Here is a 20,031-nt window from a genome sequence, read left to right on the forward strand (position 1 = left end):
CCACATACGTAATAAAGGGGACAGCAATCATGGTTACATTTTTTATCGCCATCGCGATCCTACTAATCGGGTATCGCATTTACGGCCGTTACGTCGAGAAGACGTTCGGCATCAAGGAAGAGCGGACGACGCCCGCTTACGCGTCACAGGACGGCATCGACTACGTGCCGATGGGCAAGAAACGGAACTCGATGATTCAGCTGTTGAACATCGCCGGCGTCGGGCCGATCTTCGGGCCGATCATGGGGGCGCTCTACGGCCCGGTCGCGTTCCTTTGGATCGTCTTCGGGTCGATCTTCGCCGGGGCCGTGCACGACTATTTGACAGGGATGATCTCGCTTCGTAACAACGGGGCGCACTTGCCGCAGCTCGCCGAGAAGTTCCTCGGCCGCTCGCTCCGCCATATCGTCAACGGGTTCGCCTTGCTCTTACTTCTCTTGGTCGGGACGGTGTTCGTCACGTCACCGAGTAACATGATTAACAACTTGTTCGGTGGGGACGCGTCGACGCTCATCTTCGTCATCTTCGCCATCTTCGCTTACTACATTTTGGCGACGCTCCTCCCAGTCGATAAAATCATCGGCCGCATCTACCCGTTCTTCGGTGCGCTCCTGTTGATTAGCGCCGTCGGCATCGGGGTCAGCCTGTTCGCACAAGGGTACAAGGTTCCAGAGATGTCACTGACGAACATGCATCCGGACGGCCTTCCGATTTGGCCGCTCCTCTTCTTCACGATCTCATGTGGGGCGCTCTCTGGCTTCCATGCGACCCAGTCGCCAATCATTTCGCGGACGACGATGAAAGAAAGCAACGGACGCTCGATCTTCTACGGTATGATGATCGTCGAAGCGGTCATCGCGATGGTATGGGCCGGTGCGGCCATGGCCATCTTCGAACCGGGGGAGCTTCTCGGGATGATTCAAGCGGGCACACCAGCGCTCGTCGTGCAAGAAGTGGCGACGCTCATGCTCGGTAGCATCGGCGGCACGCTCGCCATCCTCGGTGTCATCGTCTTACCGATCACGTCAGGCGACACGGCGTTCCGTAGCGCCCGGATGATCATCGCCGACTACTTGAAAATCGCACAGAAGAAGTTCTCGTCACGCCTTTGGATCGCGCTTCCGCTCTTCGCCATCTCGTACGTGTTGACGAACATGGACTTCCAGATGCTCTGGCAGTACTTCAACTGGGCGAACCAGACGACGGCCGTCATCGCGCTATTCGTCGGGGCGATGTACTTGTACATCAAGGGACGCAATCACTACATCGCGCTCATCCCGGGCACGTTCATGCTGTATGCGGTCTGGTTCTATATCTTGACGGCGCCAATCGGCTTTAAGATGGACGGACCGATTCCGTACGTCATCGCCACGATCGGTACGATCACGTTGCTCGTCCTGTTCTACTTGCGCGCACGGGCGATGCGGGCACAGAATATGGAATGTGACGTTCCGGTGAAAGAAGTCGCATAACGAATCGACATGGGCCCTCGTGGCCCATGTTTTTGTTTGCAACGAAATCGGGAAATGACCATACTAGAGGAATACAGAAAGGTGGGACCCGAATGGAACAAGAGAAGTTAAAAGAAATGCTCCATGCCGATACGCTCGGGGAAGAGATCGCGAGCGCCGTCACGCACGGTCTCGGGGTCATCTTCAGTATCGTCGCCCTCGTCTTACTCGTCATGAGTGCGACCGAGACGGGGAGCACATGGAACGTCATCGCGGTGAGCGTCTTCGGGGCGTCGATGATTTTACTGTACCTCTTCTCGACACTCATGCACGCGATCCCGCACCCGCGGGCGAAGCGTGTGCTTCAAGTGTTCGACCATGCGGGGATTTACTTACTCATCGCCGGGAGCTACACGCCGTTCGCGCTCGTCTCGCTTCAAGGCAGACTCGGTTGGACGCTCTTCGGCATCGTCTGGGGCGTCGCCATTCTCGGCATCGTCTGGAAGCTCTTTTCGACAGGGAAATACATGTGGGTATCGAACGTGACGTATCTTGGCCTCGGTTGGATTTGCATCATCGCGATTCGCCCGCTCTATGAGTCGCTCGGCCATACCGGGTTCATGTTGCTCCTCGCCGGTGGGATCGCCTATTCGGTCGGGATCGTGTTCTACGTATGGCAGAAGCTACCGTTCAACCATGCGATTTGGCACTTGTTCGTCCTTGCCGGAAGTGTGTTCATTTTCCTCAGCATTTTGCTATACGTCGCGCCGACGACACACCTATGAAACGGACGTCCGAAAGGGCGTCTGTTTTTTTGAAAAGTTAGGCAATAAACTGCTGGAAACGGTTACAAAAATACAGACGAATGGACGTTTGTATGTCATAATAATTTCAGACATCGTCATAGAGATAGATGGGTGTAAACGTAAGGGGGAAAAGCAGATGGAAAAAGTGTTGCGCGATGGATTTATTTACATGTCTCAAAACAAAACACTCAACAGTTTGGCTAAAAAATACGGACTTCGGTTCGGTGCTTCACGCTTTGTGGCGGGGGAAGATTTCAAGACGTCGGTTCCGACGATTCGCGAATTGAACGCGAAAGGATTGTCGGTCACGGTCGACCATTTGGGGGAGTTCATCACGACGGTCGAGGAAGCGACCGAAAATCGGGATGAGATTATTCGGGCGATTGAAATCATGGCAGAAGAGAAACTCGACGCATACATGTCGCTCAAGCTGACGTCACTCGGGTTTGATATTTCCGACGAGTTGATTGAAGACAACATGCGTCAAATCTTGACGGCGGCGCAAGCTGTCGGTGTGTTCGTCGCCATCGACATGGAAGACGAACCGCGCTGCGAGAAGACGCTCGAGTTGTTCAAAAAATTGAAAACAGACTTCGAGGGCCTCGGGACGGTCATCCAGTCGTACTTGTACCGTTCAGAGGATGACATCAACCATCTCGCACCGCTCAAGCCGAACCTTCGCATCGTCAAAGGGGCGTACAAAGAGCCGGCGACGGTCGCCTTCCCAGAGAAAGAAGACGTCGACCACAACTATTTGAAGCTCGTCAAACTCCATCTCGCGAACGGGAACTACGCCTCGATCGCGACTCATGACGACCACATGATCGATGCCATCATCGAGCATGTGAAACTGAACGACATCCCGCTCGACCAGTTCGAGTTCCAAATGCTGTACGGCATCCGCGTCGAGCGTCAACTCGAGCTCGTCCGCCAAGGCTATAAAGTCCGGGTCTACGTGCCATACGGCCGTGACTGGTACGGCTACTTCATGCGCCGCTTGGCTGAACGTCCGGCGAACGTGGCATTCGTTTTAAAAGGCATGGTGCAAAAATAAAATGAGCACGAACGCCCGTTGCGGGCGTTCGTGCTTTTTGATGCTCGGTAAAATGCGTCCTTACGGCACCCATGCTTTCAGCAGGCAATCCCGAAGCCTCCTCGCGCCGATATCGGCACTGCGGGGTCTACGTTGGATTGCTTTCCTGCATGAGTCAGGGTGCCGACGGAAGCATGCGATCACAATCCGACGCCAACGTGATCGTCCTTGGGCGCACATGAATGCTATGAGGTGCGGGCAGGCGCCGAAAGGATGCACCGTACAAAAAGAAGCCTCGGCAAGTGAGCCGAGACTTCTTGAGACATTATCCGTTCACGACCGTCCCGCCGTTGACATGGATGACCTGTCCACTGACGTACGTCGAGTCGTCACTTGCGAGATACACATACGCCGGAGCGAGTTCCGCCGGTTGGCCCGGACGCTTCATCTCGGCCGAGTCTCCGAACGAGGCAACTTTGTCCGCCGGGAACGTCGCCGGGATGAGCGGTGTCCAAATCGGACCTGGTGCGACACCGTTCACGCGAATCTTCTTCTCGGCGAGGTTACTCGCGAGTGCGCGTGTGAACGATGTGATCGCCCCTTTTGTCGACGAGTAGTCGATCAATTGGTCGTTCCCTTGATACGCTGTGATTGACGTCGTGTTGATGATGCTCGCGCCTTCGTTCAAGTACGGGAGGGCGGCTTTCGTCAAATAGAACATGCTGAAGATGTTCGTCCGGAACGTCTGCTCGAGCTGTTCGTCCGAGATGTCGAGGAGCGACTCTTGTGGATGTTGCTCGGCGGCGTTATTGACGAGGATGTCCAAATGACCGAACGTCTCGAGCGCCTGTTTGACGACGTCTTGGCAAAACGCCGAGTCGCCGACGTCCCCTTGAAGTAAGAGACACGCTTGACCGAGTTCTTCGATCCGCTCTTTCGTCGCCTCGGCGTCCTCGAGCTCGTTTTGATCTTTATAGACGATGACCGAGTTCGCACCTTCATGGGCGAAGAAGATGGCGACCGATTTCCCGATGCCGGAGTCGCCGCCTGTGATGATGGCGACTTTATCTTTTAACTTCTCGCTTCCTTTATATCCTTCACGCTCATAGATGGGGAACGGCTCCATCTTCGAGTCGATGCCCGGCTGATGGGCTTGCTCTTGGCCGTCCTTCTTGAACGATTCAAAATCTTTTCGACTTCCGACTGTGTTTAAACGATTGTCACGCATGTGTACATTCCCCTTTCTAAAATTGACTCTTTGTGTCTATACCACTCAACTCAAAAATTAATCGTTATTTCGTGAAATGGAATGAATTTGAAAAATGCGGGCTTGCGAATGAATGTTCATTCATTTATGATAGAAGAGTAAACACGATGGTGATTGCGATTTTTTTTACGCTTGAAATGAATCACTATTCATTCTCATTGAGGGGGGAACAATATGACGAGTCACATCGAACAATCAGCCGACCTCCGTTTGACGAGCAACATTCGTTTTGCGGTCGTCATCGGTTCAGGAGTAATGGGGGCGGGGATTGCGGCTCACTTGGCGAACGCGGGGATTCGTTCGCTCATGCTCGACATCGTACCACGGGAATTGACGGCGAAAGAAGAAGCGAAAGGGCTCACGCTCGAGTCACCGGAAGTGCGGAACCGTATCGCATCCGAGAACCGTCAGAAGCTGTTGAAGCAAAACCCGGCACCGCTCGCGACACCGGAACACTTGAACTTCATCGATGTCGGCAACTTAGAAGATGATCTCGAGCGCTTGAAGGAAGCCGACTGGGTCATTGAAGTCGTCGTCGAACGGCTCGACGTGAAGCAACAGCTGTTCGAAAAAATCGCACCTTACATCCGTGAAGACGCGGTACTCAGCTCGAACACGTCCGGCATCTCAATCGAGGCGATGGCGAGCGTGTTGCCGGAAGGCTTGAAGACACGTTTCCTCGGGACGCACTTCTTTAACCCGCCACGTTACTTGAAATTGCTCGAGCTCATCCCGACGGAGAAGACGGCGCGCCCGGTCATCGACTTCATGGCCCGCTTCGCCGAGGACCGTCTCGGGAAAGGTGTCGTCGAGGCGAAAGACACGCCAAACTTCATCGGGAACCGCATCGGCACGTACGGTCTCCTCGTCACGTTCGAAGAGATGCTCAAACAGAACGCCTCGATCGGTGAGATGGACTCGATCACCGGACCGCTCATCGGCCGCCCGAAATCAGCGACGTTCCGTACGCTTGACGTCGTCGGCATCGACACGTTCGTCCACGTCGCCGGAAACGTCTTCGAGACGCTCGAATCGGGCGAAGAGAAGGACACGTTCGACGTCCCGACGGAGATGAAGACGCTCGTCGAGAAGGGATGGATCGGACAGAAGGCCGGCCAAGGGTTCTATAAGAAAGACGGCAAAGTCATCCAAGAACTCAATCTCCAAACGTTCGAGTACGAACAATTGAAAGCGATTACAGGCCCGGAACTCGACCAAATCAAGTCACTCCCGGGCTCGAAAGCGAAGTTGAAAGGTGCCATCTTGAACAAAGGACGCATCGGACAACTGCTCTGGCCGGTGACAGCGAAGACACTCGTCTACTCGGCTCGCCTCACAGGCGAGATCAGCGACACGATCGTCGCCATCGACGACGCCATGAAGTGGGGCTTCGGCTGGAAGTTCGGCCCGTTCGAGACGTGGGACGCGCTCGGCGTCGAGAAGTCGGTCGCCCGCATGAAAGCGGAAGGCTACGACGTCCCGGCGTGGATCGACGAGATGCTCGCTGCCGGACACACATCCTTCTATAAGGGAGACCAGTATTACGACCAAGCGTCACAGACGTACGTTGAGAAGACCGTCAACCCGAAAGAAGTGAAACTCGCGCCGCTCGCCAAGTCGAACGGCATCGTGCTCGAGAACGGTGGGGCGCGCCTCATCGATATCGGAGACGACGTCGTCGCACTCGAGTTCACGTCACCGAACAATGCGATCGGTGTCGACATCATGCAGATGATCGAGCAGTCCATCGACCTCGTCGAGACCGACTTCAAAGGACTCGTCCTCGCCAACGATGGCAAGAACTTCTGTGTCGGCGCCAACCTGGCGATGATGCTCATGGAAGCGGAAGACGAGAACTGGTACGAGCTCGACTGGATCATCAACAAGTTCCAACAAGTCGTCCAGAAGATTCGCTACGCCGCTCGCCCGGTCGTCGTCGCGCCTTACGGCATGACGCTCGGCGGCGGGACAGAGATCAGCTTGCCGGCCGCACGCATGCAGGCGGCGCTCGAGACGTATATGGGTCTCGTTGAAGTCGGTGTCGGCCTCATCCCAGGCGGCGGCGGGAACGTCAACACGTATCGTCGTTTCTTGGAGCAGACACCGAAGGCGATGCAAAACATCGAGAAAGCGGCGCAACAGACGTTCGAGAACGTCGCCATGGCGAAAGTGTCGAAATCGGCGTTTGACGCCAAGACGCTCGGCTATCACCGTGCGGTCGATGGCATCTCGATGAACCGCGACCACTTGACGTTCGATGCGAAACAGACGGTGCTCGGTCTCTACGACGGCTACACGGCACCGGTTCGTGAGAAGTTACCGGTCGTCGGACAGACGGGGAAAGCGACGCTCGAACTCGCGGCGTACGAGATGTTCTATGGCGGCTATATCTCCGAGCATGATTTGAAAATTGCGAAAAAACTCGCCCACGTCATCAGCGGCGGCGATTTGGCATACGGCACGATGGTCGACGAGCAATACTTCCTCGACATCGAGCGCGAGGCGTTCCTAAGCCTCATCGGGGAACCAAAATCGCAGCAACGGATGCAACATATGCTCGTCAAAGGCAAGCCACTTCGGAACTGACAAAAGGGGGATTTCACAGATGAGGGAAGCAGTCATCGTGGCCGGCGCACGAACGCCGGTCGGAAAAGCAAAACGGGGGTCGTTCCGAAACGTCCGCTCGGATGAACTCGCGGGTCACGCGATTAAAGCGACGCTCGAGCGGTCCGGCTACAAAGGGCCCATCGACGACGTCATCATGGGATGCGCCATGCCAGAAGCCGAGCAAGGGATGAACATCGCCCGCTATGCGGCGGTTCGCGGCGGTTTGTCTCACGAAGTGCCGGCCATCACGATCAACCGTTACTGCTCGTCGGGGCTTCAAGCCATCGCCGACGCGGCAGCGAAAATCATGATCGGCCAAGCGACGGCAGTCATCGCCGGCGGCATGGAGTCGATGAGCCTCGTGCCGATGGGTGGACACGTCATCCGTCCGAACCCGAACATCATGGAGACGGCACCAGAATACTACATGAGCATGGGCCATACGGCTGAACGAGTGGCAGCGGAATATAACATCTCGCGTGAGGACCAAGACCGGTTCGCCATCGATAGCCATCAAAAGGCAGCGGCGGCAATCGCCGGCGGCAAGTTCGAAGAAGAGATCGTCCCGGTGACGGTCATCGAGCACGTCCTCGGGGAAGACGGGAAAGTCGCGGAGCGCGAAGTCGTCGTCAAACACGATGAAGGCGTCCGTGCCGACTCGACCGTCGAGGCGCTCGGTAAGTTGCGCCCGGCCTTCAAAATCAAAGGTTCGGTGACGGCGGGGAACGCGTCCCAAGTGTCAGACGGCGCTGCGGCTGTGCTCGTCATGGAGCGCGAAGAAGCGGAGCGACAAGGCTTGAAACCGATGGCGAAGTTCCTCTCGTTCGCGGTCGGCGGGGTCCGTCCGGAAGTGATGGGAATCGGTCCGGTCGTCGCCATCCCGAAAGCGCTCGAGATGGCCGGCGTGAAGCTCGAGGAAGTCGGACTGTTCGAATTGAACGAGGCGTTCGCGAGCCAATCGCTCGGCGTCATCCGTGAACTTGGCATCGACCCGTCGAAAGTGAACGTCAACGGCGGCGCGATCGCCCTTGGGCATCCGCTCGGTTGCACGGGTGCGAAACTTTCGGTCTCAATCTTGCACGAGATGAAACGACGCAATGAAAAGTATGGGGTTGTGACGATGTGCATCGGTGGCGGTATGGGCGCTGCTGGCGTCTTCGAATTACTATAAGGGGGAATTGACTATGGAACGGACAGAACACGAATTGATTAAAGGCGGTAGCTTCGTCATCGACGCACTCGACGCGGAGCGTCTCTTCACACCGGAAGACTTCTCAGATGAGCACAAGATGATTGGCGACACGACGGCGAGCTTCGTCGACGACCGTGTCATGCCGGTCCTCGGACGCATCGAGAAGCACGAGTTCGATCTCTCGGTCGAGCTGTTGAAAGAAGCGGGTGAGCTCGGACTTCTCGGCGCGGACGTGCCGGAAGAGTACGGCGGCTATCAGCTCGATAAAATCTCGTCATCGATTATCACGGAACGCTTCGCCAAAGCGCGTTCGTTCGCCCTCAGCTACGGTGCCCACGTCGGCATCGGGACGCTCCCGATCGTCTTCTTCGGGACGGAAGAGCAAAAGCATAAGTACTTGCCGAAGCTCGCGACCGGTGAATGGATCGCCGCCTACGCCCTCACAGAGCCAGGCTCAGGGTCGGACGCACTCGGTGCCAAGTCGACGGCCGTCTTGAACGAGGCCGGCACGCACTACGTGTTGAACGGGGAGAAGCAATGGATCACGAACGCCGGGTTCGCGAACGTCTTCGTCGTCTACGCGAAAATCGACGGCGACAAGTTCAGCGCCTTCATCGTCGAGCGTGACTTCAACGGCGTCTCGACCGGCGCCGAAGAACAGAAGATGGGGATTAAAGGCTCATCGACACGGACGCTCATCTTAGAAGACGTCGAAGTGCCGGTCGACAACCTCCTCGGTGAGATTGGCAAAGGCCACGTCATCGCCTTCAACATCTTGAACGTCGGACGCTACAAACTTGCCGTCGGTGCGGTCGGTTCGTCGAAACGTGCGTTCGATCTCTCGGTCCAGTACGCGAACGAACGCAAACAGTTCAAGACGCCGATCAGCCAGTTCCCGCTCATCCAAGAAAAACTCGCGACGATGGCGGCGAACATTTACGCGATGGAGAGCTCGGTCTACCGGACGGGCGGCTTGTTCCAAGACAGCCTCGACGCCCTCGGCGACGACAACATGCGTGACGGCTCGAAAGTCGCACAAGCGATTGCCGAGTATGCGATCGAGTGTTCACTCAACAAAGTGTTCGCCTCGGAGACGTTCGACTACGTCGTCGACGAAGCGGTCCAAATCCACGGCGGTTACGGCTTCATGACCGAGTATGAGGTCGAGAACTTGTACCGTGACTCACGGATCAACCGGATCTTCGAAGGGACGAACGAAATCAACCGGTTGATCGTGCCGGGCACGCTCCTCAAGAAAGCGATGAAAGGCGACTTGCCGCTCCTCGCCGAAGCGCAGAAACTCCAAAAAGAGCTCATGAGCTACATGCCGCAAGAACTTGACGGCTCACCGCTCGCGCGTGAGAAGATGTTGCTTTCGAACATGAAGAAAATCAACTTGATGATCGCGGGCACGGCCGTCCAGAAGTACCAGCAAAACCTCCAGAACGAGCAAGAGATTCTCGCGAAGATCGCCGACATCATCAGCGCCATCTACGCGCTCGAGGCGGCCATCGCCCGGACGGACAAAGCGATCGGCCGTACCGGCGCCGAGAAGAACCAGCAGAAAGTCCGTTACACGGAAATCTTCGCCGAGCAAGTGTTCAAGCAAGTCGAACTCATGGCGAAAGAAGTATTGTACGCAGCTTCGTCTGGCGACGAGCAACGCATGCTTCTCTCGGCAATGAAGAAATTCAGCCGCTATCAGCCGATCAACGTCATCGGCACGAAGCGCGAAGTCGCAGCGAGCCTCATCAAAGCGAACAAGTTTATCGTCTAAACGTAAAGCAGGGTCGGCCGGACGCGGTCGACTCTTTCTTTTTGGCCGAGCTAAACCGTACAATGAGGTCAGGAGGGATGTTCATGAGACGAAATGACTTGTTGGAACGGATGGAAGAAATCGGGCGCGCGGTCGCCGAATATGACGGGACGCTCATGCTGCTCGCGCTCGGCTCAATCGGCCTTGAGACGGACCGGCTCGATGAGTACTCGGACCTTGATTTCTTTTTGATCGTCGAGGACGGACAGAAGGGTCGTTTCATCGACAATTTGGATTGGTTAGAAGTCGCACCGTTGGCCTATCAGTTCCAAAACACGAAAGACGGGCACAAAGTCATGTATGCGGACGGGATTTACGCCGAGTTCGCTGTATTCGACTTGCCTGAGATGCCTGCGATCGCCTACACCCCGGGACGCATCGTTTGGCAACGGGATGAGGCGCTCGAGGCGTTCGCGACGCCGAAAATCGTCACACCGGCGACGGATGTCTCACATTGCTATGAAGAGGCGCTGACGAACCTGTATGTTGGCCTGCTTCGCGAGCGGCGAGGGGAACGGCTCGCAGGATTCGAGCTCATTCAAGTGTCGGCCGTGAATAACGTCTTGAAGGCACACGGGGAGATGAGTGACCCGTTCAATCCGACCCGGCGCGTGGAAGTTCAACATCCTGAGATGATCGCGTTCCTCGAGCGAGCGGTGCTCGGATATGGACGTTCCGTCGAGGCGGCCGCCTACATCCTCGCATATATCGAAGAACGTCACCCGGTCAATGCGACGCTGAAGCGGGAAATTGACCGGTTGCTTCGGACGTGAAGTCAAGAAACGAGATATGCTACATTAACAGAAGAGGTGATGAACAATGGTGACACTATACGGCTATCCACCGTGTAGCACATGCAAGAAAGCAGAGAAATGGTTGAAAGAGAACGACGTGGCCTATACATACGTCCATATCGTCGAGGCGACACCGTCGAAAGACGAGTTGGCCGAGCTGTGGAAGCAGTCCGGGCTACCGCTCAAAAAGTTTTTCAATACGAGCGGCCAAGTGTATCGTAACGAAGGCATCAAAGATCAGTTGCCGAACTTATCAGAAGACGAACAACTCGAGCTCCTCGCAAGCAATGGTATGCTTTTGAAGCGTCCGATTGTGACGGACGGGGAAAAAACGACGGTCGGATTTTCGGAAAAGTCGTTTACAGACGTTTGGGGCGAAGTGCTATAATACACGTGTGAGTCTAATTTATTTGAGGGGGAAGTTAGGATGAGCAAAGTACCTGCCAATTTACGTTATTCAAAAGAACACGAATGGGTTGAAGTGAACGGGAGCGTGGCCCGCATCGGGATCACGGACTTCGCACAGAGCGAACTCGGGGATATCGTCTTTGTCGAACTTCCTGAAGTCGGGGGCACGATTCTAATTGATGAGCCGTTCGGTTCGGTCGAATCGGTCAAGACGGTGTCGGAGCTTTACGCACCGGTCTCTGGTAAAATCACAGCGGTCAACGAGTCGCTCGCGGATTCGCCAGAACTCGTGAACGAAGCACCGTTCGAAGGCGCTTGGATGATTGAAGTCGAGTTGAACGACGCGTCAGACGTTGACAAGCTCATGACAGCCGAAGAATACGAAGCGATGATTCAAGGGTAAACAAAACCCGGTTTCTCTTCACGAGAAGCCGGGTTTTTTTCATTCGAAGTCGAGACGATAATGTTCCGGACGGATGAGCGGGGTCCGGTTGAACAGTTTGAAGAAGAAGACACCGAGCGCGATCGGGATGAGACCGAACAAGACGATGACGAGCATGACGTTGAAGAGCGCGAAACCGCCCGGCATCAAATGAAGCGCATTGATCGGTCCGATGAGCCCCGAGACACCGAATCCGGCACTGATCGGCGTGCCTTCGATTCGAAGGATACCGGCGAGCGCACCGAGAATGGCCGCGTTCGCGAGCACGGGGAGCATCATGATCGGACGACGGATGAAGTTCGCCATCTGAATCTTCGGTGAACCGAGGAAGTGGGCGATTGACGTGCCGGTCGCGTTCATCTGCCACCCGGCGATCGCGAGCCCGAAACCGGCGGCGACGACACCGAGATTGGCCGCCCCGGCCGCGACGCCCGATAGGCTGATCGCCGTGGCGATCCCGACCGTCGAAATCGGCGAGACGATGATGAGCGAGAACGCCATCGCGATCAAGATGCCCATGACGACCGGTTGTAGTTCCGTCATCGTCATGATGATCGTCCCGACGTACGTCGTGATCTGTGAGATATACGTGAGCAGGAACGCGCCGATGCCTCCGGCGACGACGATGACCGTCATCGGCAAAACGAGTACCGTGTACGTCTTTAAGCGTGGTGACAGTTGCATGACGAGATACGTCGCGAGGGCCGCCGTCACACCGGCCGTGATGACGTCACCGATGCCGGCCATGAGGAAGGTACCTTCCTCAATGCGGATGGCACCGCTCCCGACGTGTGTCGCGATGCCGATCGTCCCGGCCTCGAGCGCCGTGCGGCCGAACTGCATGGCGACGGCGACCCCGATAATGACCGGGAGGAGGCGCATCGCGATCGTCGTCGCGTCTAAGATGAACTGGAGCGACGGAAAATACGGCAAGATGGCTTTCGTCAATTCACCGAGCAATGCGCTCGGAATGAGGGCAATCAAAATGGCAAGGCTGAGTCCGTTCAATACGTTCATCAAGAACTGTTTTCCGGTAAGTCGTTCTTCCGTCATGTCTTCTTCACCTATCCTTCTCTTTTACTGTTATGTACAAAAGCATTAAAGTTATTGACCATACTATGCCTCTTTCAGACGCACGTCAACCAGAAAAATGGAAGTATTCAGAATTTTTTCAAATCGAGCACAACTTTTGAATGTCGGGGCGAAGCTTCTTATAATCAGGAGAGAGGTGAGAAATATGGTGACAGACGGATTGTTATATATATACGCCCCAATGTGTGGTACATGCGCCGTAGCTGAGCGGATGCTCACGGTCGTCGAGGCGGTCGATCCTAATTTAAAGATTGAAAAACGCGATGCGAACTTCATCCCAAACGAGCTGGAAGCGTATCAAGTGATGAGCGTCCCGGCGCTCCTGAAGCTTGAAAATGGCCAAGTGACCGATCGAATCTATGCGTTCCAAAACGTGCAACACGTGCTTTCCTTCGTCAAGTGACGGAGGAACATTAGAATAATCTGAAAATTTTAAATAATCAGTTGACACAGAAAGTTCACGAATGGTATATTCATTACAACATCTTACTTGAACACAAAAATAGGACGCGATTTACTCGCGATCAAGACGTTCAGGCATCGCCGAACCACCCGCTTACGCGATTTTGAAGTGGACCTTCCCTTCGATTGTCCCCCAAAAAAATCAAGCGAAGGAATACAGACCGCGTAGCCGTTCGGTACATGTCAGGATTGGGTGATTGACGAGTAACATCCCCCATATTAAGGATGAATGCTCTGATCGGGCAAAAGGGGTTCATCTATGGGTTGTCCTTCCTGTGACTCAAGGTGCTACGTTCTGTGTCGTCTTCGGACGGCACCTTTTTTTATTTTTTCGCATAAAATAGTTTGACATGAAAATAATATGTCGCTATGATAAGGCTAATCGAATATACAACACTCTTATCAAGAGAGGCTGAGGGACTGGCCCTATGACGCCCAGCAACCGCGGAGCAATCCGAAATGGTGCTAATTCCAGCAAGGTGTATACCTTGGAAGATGAGAGCAATCGTTGTCCGTACCGATAAAGTACGCACGTTTGCTCAAACGTGCGTACTTTTTTTGTTGTCAGGAGGGAAAGGGATTGATTCAACTACGCAATGTGGCCAAATGGTACGACACGAAAAACGGTCGAGTCCAGGCGGTCGATGATGTGTCGCTTACAATCGAAAGCGGCGAAATTTTTGGAATTATCGGATATTCAGGGGCAGGGAAGTCGACACTCATTCGACTCCTTAACCGGCTCGAGTCACCTTCGAGCGGCACGATCGAGGTGGCCGGGAGTGAATTGACGAAGCTTAGTCCAAAAGAGTTACGAGGGGTTCGCAAAAACGTCTCAATGGTGTTCCAACACTTCAATCTACTCTGGTCGCGCACGGTCGCTGAAAACATCAGCTTCCCGCTCGAACTTATCGGGGTACCGGCAAGCGAGCGGAAACGCCGCGTCACCGAACTCGTCGAACTTGTCGGGCTCGCCGGACGTGAAGACAGTTACCCATCACAACTATCGGGTGGTCAAAAGCAGCGAGTCGGGATTGCCCGTGCGCTCGCTACGAATCCAGAAGTGCTCCTCTGCGATGAAGCGACGAGCGCGCTCGACCCGAAGACGACCGACTCGATTCTCGAGTTACTCGTCGACATCAATAAAAAGCTCGGCTTGACGATTGTGCTCATCACGCACGAGATGCATGTCATCCAAAAGATTTGTCATCGCGTCGCGGTCATGGAAGCAGGGAAAGTCGTCGAGATCGGGCAAGTCGCCGACGTGTTCCAACATCCGGAACAACCGATCACAAAAGAGTTCGTCAAACAGATCGGCGCGGTCGACGACATGTCGCTCACGTTCGAGCATTTGAAGGCGCGCTATCCGAGTGGTCAAATCGTCAAGCTCAAGTTCTTGAACGAGACTGCCGAACAGCCGATTCTCTCAGACGTCTTGAAGACGCATGATATCGGCTTCAACATCATCGGCGGGAACGTGACGCAGTCACAAGTCGGCGCGCTCGGGACGCTATTTATTCAACTGATCGGAGAGCCGGCTGAAGTCGAGCGGGCCATCGCCTCAATCCGATCGCAGGCAGTGGAAGTGGAGGTGGAAAGCGATGTTTCCTAACGTAGACTGGGAGATCATGCTCGAGGAGACGTGGCAGACGATTTATATGACGCTCGTCGCCGGTGGCGCAACGTTCGCCTTCGGTCTCGCACTCGGGATCATTCTTTATGTGACGAACGAACCGCTCATGATGAAGAATCGGACGATTTACACCGTCGTCAGTGCGTTCGTCAACGTGTTCCGTTCAATCCCGTTCATTATTTTGATTATCTTGCTCATCCCGTTCACGAAGATCGTCGTCGGCACGATCCTCGGTTCGACGGCGGCACTTCCGGCGCTCATCATCGGGGCGGCCCCGTTCTATGCACGGATGGTCGAGCTCGCACTTCGTGAGATTGACCGCGGTGTCATCGAGGCGGCCGAGTCGATGGGAGCAACGAAATGGCAAATCATCTATAAAGTCTTGTTCCCAGAGGCGCTCCCGGCCATCGTGTCGGGAATCACGGTCACACTCGTCGCGATCGTCGGTTATACGGCGATGGCGGGCGTCGTCGGTGGCGGTGGTCTCGGTAACTTGGCGTTCCTTGACGGGTTCCAGCGTTCGCGGAACGACGTGACGTTCGTCGCGACCGTCCTCATCTTAGTCATCGTCTTCGTGATTCAATTCATCGGAGACCGACTTGTCACAAGAATCGATAAGCGCTCTGCTTAATCAAATAAAAAACATTTGGAGGGTTCACACATGAAATCATGGAAAACAGTACTCGGTTTAACGGCAGCATCAGCACTCACAATTCTCGCGGCTTGCGGCGGCGGGGATTCAGAATCAGGCGCAGGTGGCGATGACAAGACGCTCGTCATCGGCGCATCGAACGTGCCACACGCAGAGATTTTGGAGCATGTGAAAGATGAATACGAAGCAAAAGGCTACAAGCTTGAAATCACGAAGTTCCAAGACTACGTCCTCCCGAACCGTACACTTGCGGACGGAGAGCTTGACGCAAACTACTTCCAACACGAGCCATACCTCGAGTCACAAATGGCTGAAAACAAAGATTATAAATTCGCATCAGCCGGTGGCGTCCACATCGAGCCGATCGGTGTCTACTCACAAGACTACGCCTCACTCGATGAGCTTCCAGATGGCGCTGAAATCATCATGAGCTCGTCGGTCGCAGACCATGGCCGTATCCTCACGATGCTCCAATCAGAAGGCTTGCTCACACTTGCAGAAGGCAAGACGGTCGACGCGACAGTCGCTGATATCGTCGACAACCCGAAAAACTTGACGTTCAAGACGAACGTTGAAGCGGCTCTTCTTCCGCAAGCGTACAACAACGGGGAAGGCGACGCCGTTCTCATCAACACGAACTACGCAATCGATGCCGGTCTCAACCCGCTCGAAGACGCCATCGCACTCGAAGGCGAAGACTCACCGTACGTCAACTTGATCGTCACACGTGAAGGCGACGAGAATGACGAGCGCGTCAAAGCACTCCTTGAAGTCCTCACATCAGAAGAGACACAACAGTGGATCTTAGAGGAATACAAAGGTGCCGTCGTACCGGTCAACCAATAATCACGCGAGGCTCGGGATATCCCGGGCCTTTTTTGTTTGGCGTGGTGTTCTTTCACAAAGAGAAGTACACTAATTATATGTAAGAAAAGGGGGGATTCGGATGAACATAAGACAGATTCATCCGCTGACGCTAGGCGTCTTGTTCGGTACGTTCTTTGCCCGGCTGTCGACTTTTTTCGTCATGCCATTTTTTGCGATTTATCTCGCGACGCTCGGTTTCTCGGCGAGCGTCATCGGAACGGTGTTCGCCGTCTCGGCCATTTCGGGATTGTTCATGAGCTTCTTCGGGGGGACGCTCTCGGACCGTCACGGACGGAAGCAGCTCATGCTGATCGGCATCGGCTTGAATGCGCTCACGTTCACCGGTTTCGCGCTCGCGACGGAACTCGTTTGGTTTTACATATTTTCCGTGCTCATGGGCGTGTCCCGTTCCTTTTTAGAGCCGGCGTCTCGCGCGCTCATCAGCGATACGACGAAGCCCGAGCAACGTGTCATCGTCTATAACGTCCGCTATTTCTTAATCAACATCGCCGCGGCGATCGGTCCGCTGCTTGCGGTCGTCTTGTCGCTCACCGGGGCGAAGAGCGCGTTCTTCGTCGTGACCGCTGTGTACGTCCTCTATGGCCTCATCATCACGTCGCTGTTCCGGAAGTATCCGTTTGAAGAGAGTGATGCGACGAAAGTTCGTCCGCGTTTGACAGAGACGTTCCGGGTGTTACGGGCGGACAAGACGTTTCGTTACGTCATCATCGGGATGATTTTCGCTATCATCGGTTACAGTCAATTCAACTCGACGCTACCGCAGTTCATCGCGTTCCATGACGGGTTCAGCGACGGCTCGCGGCTGTTCGCGTACTTGTTGACGGTGAATGCGATCACGGTGCTCATCGTGCAGTATCCGATTATGCGGTTCGGCATTCGCGTCTCGCCAATCAAATCGCTCTTCTTCGGGGTGGCGACGCTGTCGATCGGTCTCCTTCTCATCGGCTTCGCTTCGGAAGTGTGGGTGCTCTTCGTCGCCATGGTCATCTTCACGGTCGGGGAAGTGCTCATGTTCACGATGACGGACGTCTTGACCGACGAACTGGCGCCGGAACATTTACGGGGGACGTATTTCGGGGCGATGGGACTGACGGCGCTCGGGCAATCGGTCGGGCCGATTATCGGCGGACTGTTGCTCGACGGATTTAACAATGCGGCCTTGCCTGTATTTGGGAGTTTGGCCGTTGTCACGGCGTGCGGGGCGTTCTTCTTTATGGGGGCGTTCACGGAGCGGAAAGCAACATTGGCGCTCATTGAGGAAAAAGTTGGATAATATCTTGATTTCTCAATATTCCCATTCTCAATATTTATGTTTTTATTGAGAATGAAGAATAAGGTGAGTCGCTTGAAATAAAAAATTGCCTAGATTAAGATTAGAATATATCTAATCTACGCCACAAATGGCGAGAAAAACGGAAGGGGTATCCGAATGTCTAACGTACCACACATGAAAATTGATGACCTCCGCGTCTCAATCGAAGGAAAAGAGATTGTCAAAGGTCTTAATCTTGAAATTAAAGGTGGCGAGATTCACGCCATCATGGGTCCAAACGGAACGGGTAAATCAACACTCGCATCTGCACTTATGGGTCACCCATTGTATGAAGTAACAGGCGGAAGCGTCGATTTGAACGGCGAAGACGTGCTCGAGATGGAAGTCGACGAGCGTGCACAGGCGGGTATGTTCCTCGCCATGCAGTACCCTGCTGAAATCAGCGGTGTTACAAATGCAGACTTCTTGCGTTCAGCGATCAACTCGCGTCGTGAAGAAGGTCAAGAAATCTCGCTCATGAAGTTCATCCGTGAACTCGACGCGAAGATGGACGTTCTCGAAATCCCTTCAGAAATGGCGCACCGCTATTTGAACGAAGGTTTCTCAGGTGGAGAAAAGAAACGTAACGAGATTCTTCAAATGATGATGATCAAACCGAACATCGCGATTCTTGACGAGATTGACTCAGGTCTTGATATCGATGCACTCAAAGTCGTCGCAACGGGCGTCAACGAGATGCGTTCAGAAGAGTTCGGCTGCTTAATCATCACGCACTATCAGCGTCTCCTCAACTACATCGAGCCAGACTTCGTCCACATCATGATGGATGGGAAAATCGTTATGTCTGGCGGCAAAGAGCTCGCACAGCGACTCGAGGCAGAAGGTTACGACTGGGTGAAACAAGATCTCGGAATGACAGTAGACACAGAAGCGTAAGGAGGCTGTACGATGACCGTACAATTTGAATTGGATGCGCAAGCATTGTCGGCACGTGCAGAGGCGCTCGGAGGACCTGCTTGGATGGTCAACCGTCGTAAAGAAGCAGCAGAACTCGCGCCGACTCTCGCTTTGCCGAAAGTTGAAAAGATTAAAATTGAGAAATGGGATTTCACAAGCGGCGACGTGGAGCTCGCGAAGCTCGACGGCCTCACGCCTGAAATCGAGGCACTGTTAGGAGACCATCGTACGAACGTGCTCGTTGAACGCAACGGTCATGTCGTCTATAACGAACTCCAAGTGCCAGAAGGCGTCTTGTTCATGGGAATCAAAGAGGCGATGGACCAACATCCGGACCTCGTCGAGAAATATTTCATGACCGAAGGCGTCCGTGTCGACGAAGAGCGCTTGTCAGCTTTGAACGCGGCCTTGATGAACGGCGGCGCATTCTTATACGTCCCGAAAAACGTACAAGTGAAAGACCCGCTTCAAGCCATCTTCACGATGGAACAAGCGAACGGTGCCCTCTATCACCACACAATCGTCGTGGCAGATGAAGGCAGTGAAGTGACGTTCATCGAGAGCTTCCTTTCGAACACGAACGAGCCGCACACGGTCAACGCCGTGACGGAAGTGTTCGCTGCGGCGAATGCGAAAGTCGTCTTCGGTGGCGTCGATCAACTCGCTGAGTCAGCGCTCACGTTCATGAACCGTCGCGGTGTCGTGTACGAGAACGCTCGTCTCGAGTGGGCCCTCGGTCACATGAACGATGGGAACTCGGTCGTGGAGACGAAGACACACCTCGTCGGCGACAACACGTTCTCGGATACGAAAGCTGTCACGATCGGTCGTGGCGCACAGAAACAAAACTTCAACATCCGGACGGACCATTTCGGGAAGTCGTCAGAAGGATTCATCTTGATTCACGGCGTCCAAAAAGATTCGGCGACAGCCATCTTCAGCGGAACGTCGATGATTCACCACGGTGCCTCGAAGTCGAACGGTGTCCAAACGGAGCGCGTCTTGATGCTCTCTGAAAAGGCACGCGGCGATGCGAACCCGATCCTTCTCATCGATGAAGATGATGTCATGGCCGGTCACGCCGCGTCAGTCGGTCGTGTCGACGACATTCAACTTTACTACTTGATGAGCCGTGGTTTGTCACGTCAAGAAGCGGAACGTCTCATCATTCACGGGTTCTTGAACCCGGTCGTCGAGCAACTCGCGATTGAGTCGGTCAAAGACCGTCTCCGTGAAGTCATCGAAGGGAAAGTGCGCTAAC

General features: G+C 54.5%; 18 protein-coding genes and 1 riboswitch. Of the genes, 16 read left to right on the plus strand and 2 right to left on the minus strand.

Annotation, left to right across the window (positions count from 1 at the left end):
- The first annotated feature begins 29 nt into the window (after positions 1-29).
- The 3 genes from KNP76_RS02310 to KNP76_RS02320 all read left to right on the plus strand — a co-directional run bounded on the left by KNP76_RS02310 (position 30) and on the right by KNP76_RS02320 (position 3,311).
- Complete coding sequence (locus tag KNP76_RS02310) at positions 30-1,472, plus strand: carbon starvation CstA family protein (RefSeq protein ID WP_211780776.1); 1,443 nt, start codon at positions 30-32, stop codon at positions 1,470-1,472.
- Between the two features lie 92 nt (positions 1,473-1,564).
- A complete protein-coding gene (gene trhA, locus KNP76_RS02315; protein ID WP_034807041.1) occupies positions 1,565-2,236 on the plus strand; it encodes a PAQR family membrane homeostasis protein TrhA in 672 nt (223 codons plus the stop codon).
- Between the two features lie 157 nt (positions 2,237-2,393).
- Positions 2,394-3,311 (plus strand): proline dehydrogenase family protein, encoded by a 918-nt coding sequence (locus KNP76_RS02320; RefSeq protein ID WP_214842436.1) that lies wholly within the window; start codon positions 2,394-2,396, stop codon positions 3,309-3,311.
- Positions 3,312-3,615: 304 nt separating this feature from the next.
- Here the strand turns inward: KNP76_RS02320 and KNP76_RS02325 are convergent, their stop codons facing one another.
- Positions 3,616-4,518 carry an SDR family oxidoreductase gene (locus tag KNP76_RS02325; RefSeq protein WP_034807045.1) on the minus strand — a complete coding sequence of 301 codons (903 nt, stop codon included), beginning with the start codon at positions 4,516-4,518 and terminating at the stop codon, positions 3,616-3,618.
- Between the two features lie 213 nt (positions 4,519-4,731).
- On the opposite strand from KNP76_RS02325, the gene KNP76_RS02330 reads away from it, so the two are divergent.
- From KNP76_RS02330 to gcvH, 6 genes are all read left to right on the plus strand, one after another.
- Positions 4,732-7,143 carry a 3-hydroxyacyl-CoA dehydrogenase/enoyl-CoA hydratase family protein gene (locus tag KNP76_RS02330; protein ID WP_214842439.1) on the plus strand — a complete coding sequence of 804 codons (2,412 nt, stop codon included), beginning with the start codon at positions 4,732-4,734 and terminating at the stop codon, positions 7,141-7,143.
- Positions 7,144-7,162: 19 nt separating this feature from the next.
- Positions 7,163-8,335: an acetyl-CoA C-acetyltransferase gene (locus tag KNP76_RS02335; RefSeq protein ID WP_211780778.1), complete on the plus strand. Its 1,173-nt coding sequence runs from the start codon at positions 7,163-7,165 to the stop codon at positions 8,333-8,335.
- Positions 8,336-8,348: 13 nt separating this feature from the next.
- On the plus strand, positions 8,349-10,133 hold the full coding sequence (locus KNP76_RS02340) for an acyl-CoA dehydrogenase family protein (RefSeq protein ID WP_034817220.1): 1,785 nt from the start codon (positions 8,349-8,351) through the stop codon (positions 10,131-10,133).
- An 83-nt stretch (positions 10,134-10,216) separates the two neighbouring features.
- Complete coding sequence (locus KNP76_RS02345; protein ID WP_246514379.1) at positions 10,217-10,945, plus strand: hypothetical protein; 729 nt, start codon at positions 10,217-10,219, stop codon at positions 10,943-10,945.
- A 46-nt stretch (positions 10,946-10,991) separates the two neighbouring features.
- A complete protein-coding gene (locus KNP76_RS02350; RefSeq protein ID WP_211780781.1) occupies positions 10,992-11,354 on the plus strand; it encodes an arsenate reductase family protein in 363 nt (120 codons plus the stop codon).
- A gap of 39 nt (positions 11,355-11,393) precedes the next feature.
- A complete protein-coding gene (gcvH, locus tag KNP76_RS02355) occupies positions 11,394-11,777 on the plus strand; it encodes a glycine cleavage system protein GcvH (protein ID WP_034817224.1) in 384 nt (127 codons plus the stop codon).
- Between the two features lie 39 nt (positions 11,778-11,816).
- Here the strand turns inward: gcvH and KNP76_RS02360 are convergent, their stop codons facing one another.
- Positions 11,817-12,869: a PTS sugar transporter subunit IIC gene (locus KNP76_RS02360; protein ID WP_211780782.1), complete on the minus strand. Its 1,053-nt coding sequence runs from the start codon at positions 12,867-12,869 to the stop codon at positions 11,817-11,819.
- 184 nt (positions 12,870-13,053) lie between these two features.
- Here KNP76_RS02360 and KNP76_RS02365 point away from each other — a divergent pair, with 184 nt between their 5' ends.
- From KNP76_RS02365 to sufD, 7 genes are all read left to right on the plus strand, one after another.
- Positions 13,054-13,311: a thioredoxin family protein gene (locus KNP76_RS02365; protein ID WP_034807055.1), complete on the plus strand. Its 258-nt coding sequence runs from the start codon at positions 13,054-13,056 to the stop codon at positions 13,309-13,311.
- A gap of 455 nt (positions 13,312-13,766) precedes the next feature.
- Positions 13,767-13,872: riboswitch (SAM riboswitch) on the plus strand.
- Between the two features lie 78 nt (positions 13,873-13,950).
- The gene (locus KNP76_RS02370; protein ID WP_214842441.1) at positions 13,951-14,979 is read left to right on the plus strand and encodes a methionine ABC transporter ATP-binding protein; all 1,029 of its coding nucleotides are present in this window, start codon (positions 13,951-13,953) and stop codon (positions 14,977-14,979) included.
- Positions 14,969-15,631 carry a methionine ABC transporter permease gene (locus KNP76_RS02375; RefSeq protein WP_214842443.1) on the plus strand — a complete coding sequence of 221 codons (663 nt, stop codon included), beginning with the start codon at positions 14,969-14,971 and terminating at the stop codon, positions 15,629-15,631. Before KNP76_RS02370 ends, KNP76_RS02375 begins: the two co-directional genes overlap by 11 nt.
- A 30-nt stretch (positions 15,632-15,661) precedes the next feature.
- Positions 15,662-16,498, plus strand: a complete 837-nt coding sequence (locus tag KNP76_RS02380) for a MetQ/NlpA family ABC transporter substrate-binding protein (protein ID WP_034817233.1) — start codon at positions 15,662-15,664, stop codon at positions 16,496-16,498.
- Between the two features lie 100 nt (positions 16,499-16,598).
- Positions 16,599-17,813, plus strand: a complete 1,215-nt coding sequence (locus tag KNP76_RS02385) for an MDR family MFS transporter (RefSeq protein ID WP_214842445.1) — start codon at positions 16,599-16,601, stop codon at positions 17,811-17,813.
- Between the two features lie 174 nt (positions 17,814-17,987).
- On the plus strand, positions 17,988-18,749 hold the full coding sequence (sufC, locus tag KNP76_RS02390) for a Fe-S cluster assembly ATPase SufC (RefSeq protein WP_152545883.1): 762 nt from the start codon (positions 17,988-17,990) through the stop codon (positions 18,747-18,749).
- A 12-nt stretch (positions 18,750-18,761) separates the two neighbouring features.
- Positions 18,762-20,030: a Fe-S cluster assembly protein SufD gene (sufD, locus tag KNP76_RS02395; RefSeq protein ID WP_214842447.1), complete on the plus strand. Its 1,269-nt coding sequence runs from the start codon at positions 18,762-18,764 to the stop codon at positions 20,028-20,030.
- Position 20,031: the final 1 nt, after the last annotated feature.

It is taken from the genome of Exiguobacterium sp. s150 (assembly GCF_018618435.1).
Classification (GTDB): Bacteria; Bacillota; Bacilli; order Exiguobacteriales; family Exiguobacteriaceae; genus Exiguobacterium; species Exiguobacterium alkaliphilum.

Bases quoted from the DNA above. Each gene is read 5' to 3' on its own strand.
- KNP76_RS02310 (WP_211780776.1), top strand. From the start codon at position 30: ATGGTTACATTTTTTATCGCCATCGCGATCCTACTAATCGGGTATCGC.
- trhA (WP_034807041.1), top strand. From the start codon at position 1,565: ATGGAACAAGAGAAGTTAAAAGAAATGCTCCATGCCGATACGCTCGGG.
- KNP76_RS02320 (WP_214842436.1), top strand. From the start codon at position 2,394: ATGGAAAAAGTGTTGCGCGATGGATTTATTTACATGTCTCAAAACAAA.
- KNP76_RS02325 (WP_034807045.1), bottom strand. From the start codon at position 4,518: ATGCGTGACAATCGTTTAAACACAGTCGGAAGTCGAAAAGATTTTGAA.
- KNP76_RS02330 (WP_214842439.1), top strand. From the start codon at position 4,732: ATGACGAGTCACATCGAACAATCAGCCGACCTCCGTTTGACGAGCAAC.
- KNP76_RS02335 (WP_211780778.1), top strand. From the start codon at position 7,163: ATGAGGGAAGCAGTCATCGTGGCCGGCGCACGAACGCCGGTCGGAAAA.
- KNP76_RS02340 (WP_034817220.1), top strand. From the start codon at position 8,349: ATGGAACGGACAGAACACGAATTGATTAAAGGCGGTAGCTTCGTCATC.
- KNP76_RS02345 (WP_246514379.1), top strand. From the start codon at position 10,217: ATGAGACGAAATGACTTGTTGGAACGGATGGAAGAAATCGGGCGCGCG.
- KNP76_RS02350 (WP_211780781.1), top strand. From the start codon at position 10,992: ATGGTGACACTATACGGCTATCCACCGTGTAGCACATGCAAGAAAGCA.
- gcvH (WP_034817224.1), top strand. From the start codon at position 11,394: ATGAGCAAAGTACCTGCCAATTTACGTTATTCAAAAGAACACGAATGG.
- KNP76_RS02360 (WP_211780782.1), bottom strand. From the start codon at position 12,869: ATGACGGAAGAACGACTTACCGGAAAACAGTTCTTGATGAACGTATTG.
- KNP76_RS02365 (WP_034807055.1), top strand. From the start codon at position 13,054: ATGGTGACAGACGGATTGTTATATATATACGCCCCAATGTGTGGTACA.
- KNP76_RS02375 (WP_214842443.1), top strand. From the start codon at position 14,969: ATGTTTCCTAACGTAGACTGGGAGATCATGCTCGAGGAGACGTGGCAG.
- KNP76_RS02380 (WP_034817233.1), top strand. From the start codon at position 15,662: ATGAAATCATGGAAAACAGTACTCGGTTTAACGGCAGCATCAGCACTC.
- KNP76_RS02385 (WP_214842445.1), top strand. From the start codon at position 16,599: ATGAACATAAGACAGATTCATCCGCTGACGCTAGGCGTCTTGTTCGGT.
- sufC (WP_152545883.1), top strand. From the start codon at position 17,988: ATGAAAATTGATGACCTCCGCGTCTCAATCGAAGGAAAAGAGATTGTC.
- sufD (WP_214842447.1), top strand. From the start codon at position 18,762: ATGACCGTACAATTTGAATTGGATGCGCAAGCATTGTCGGCACGTGCA.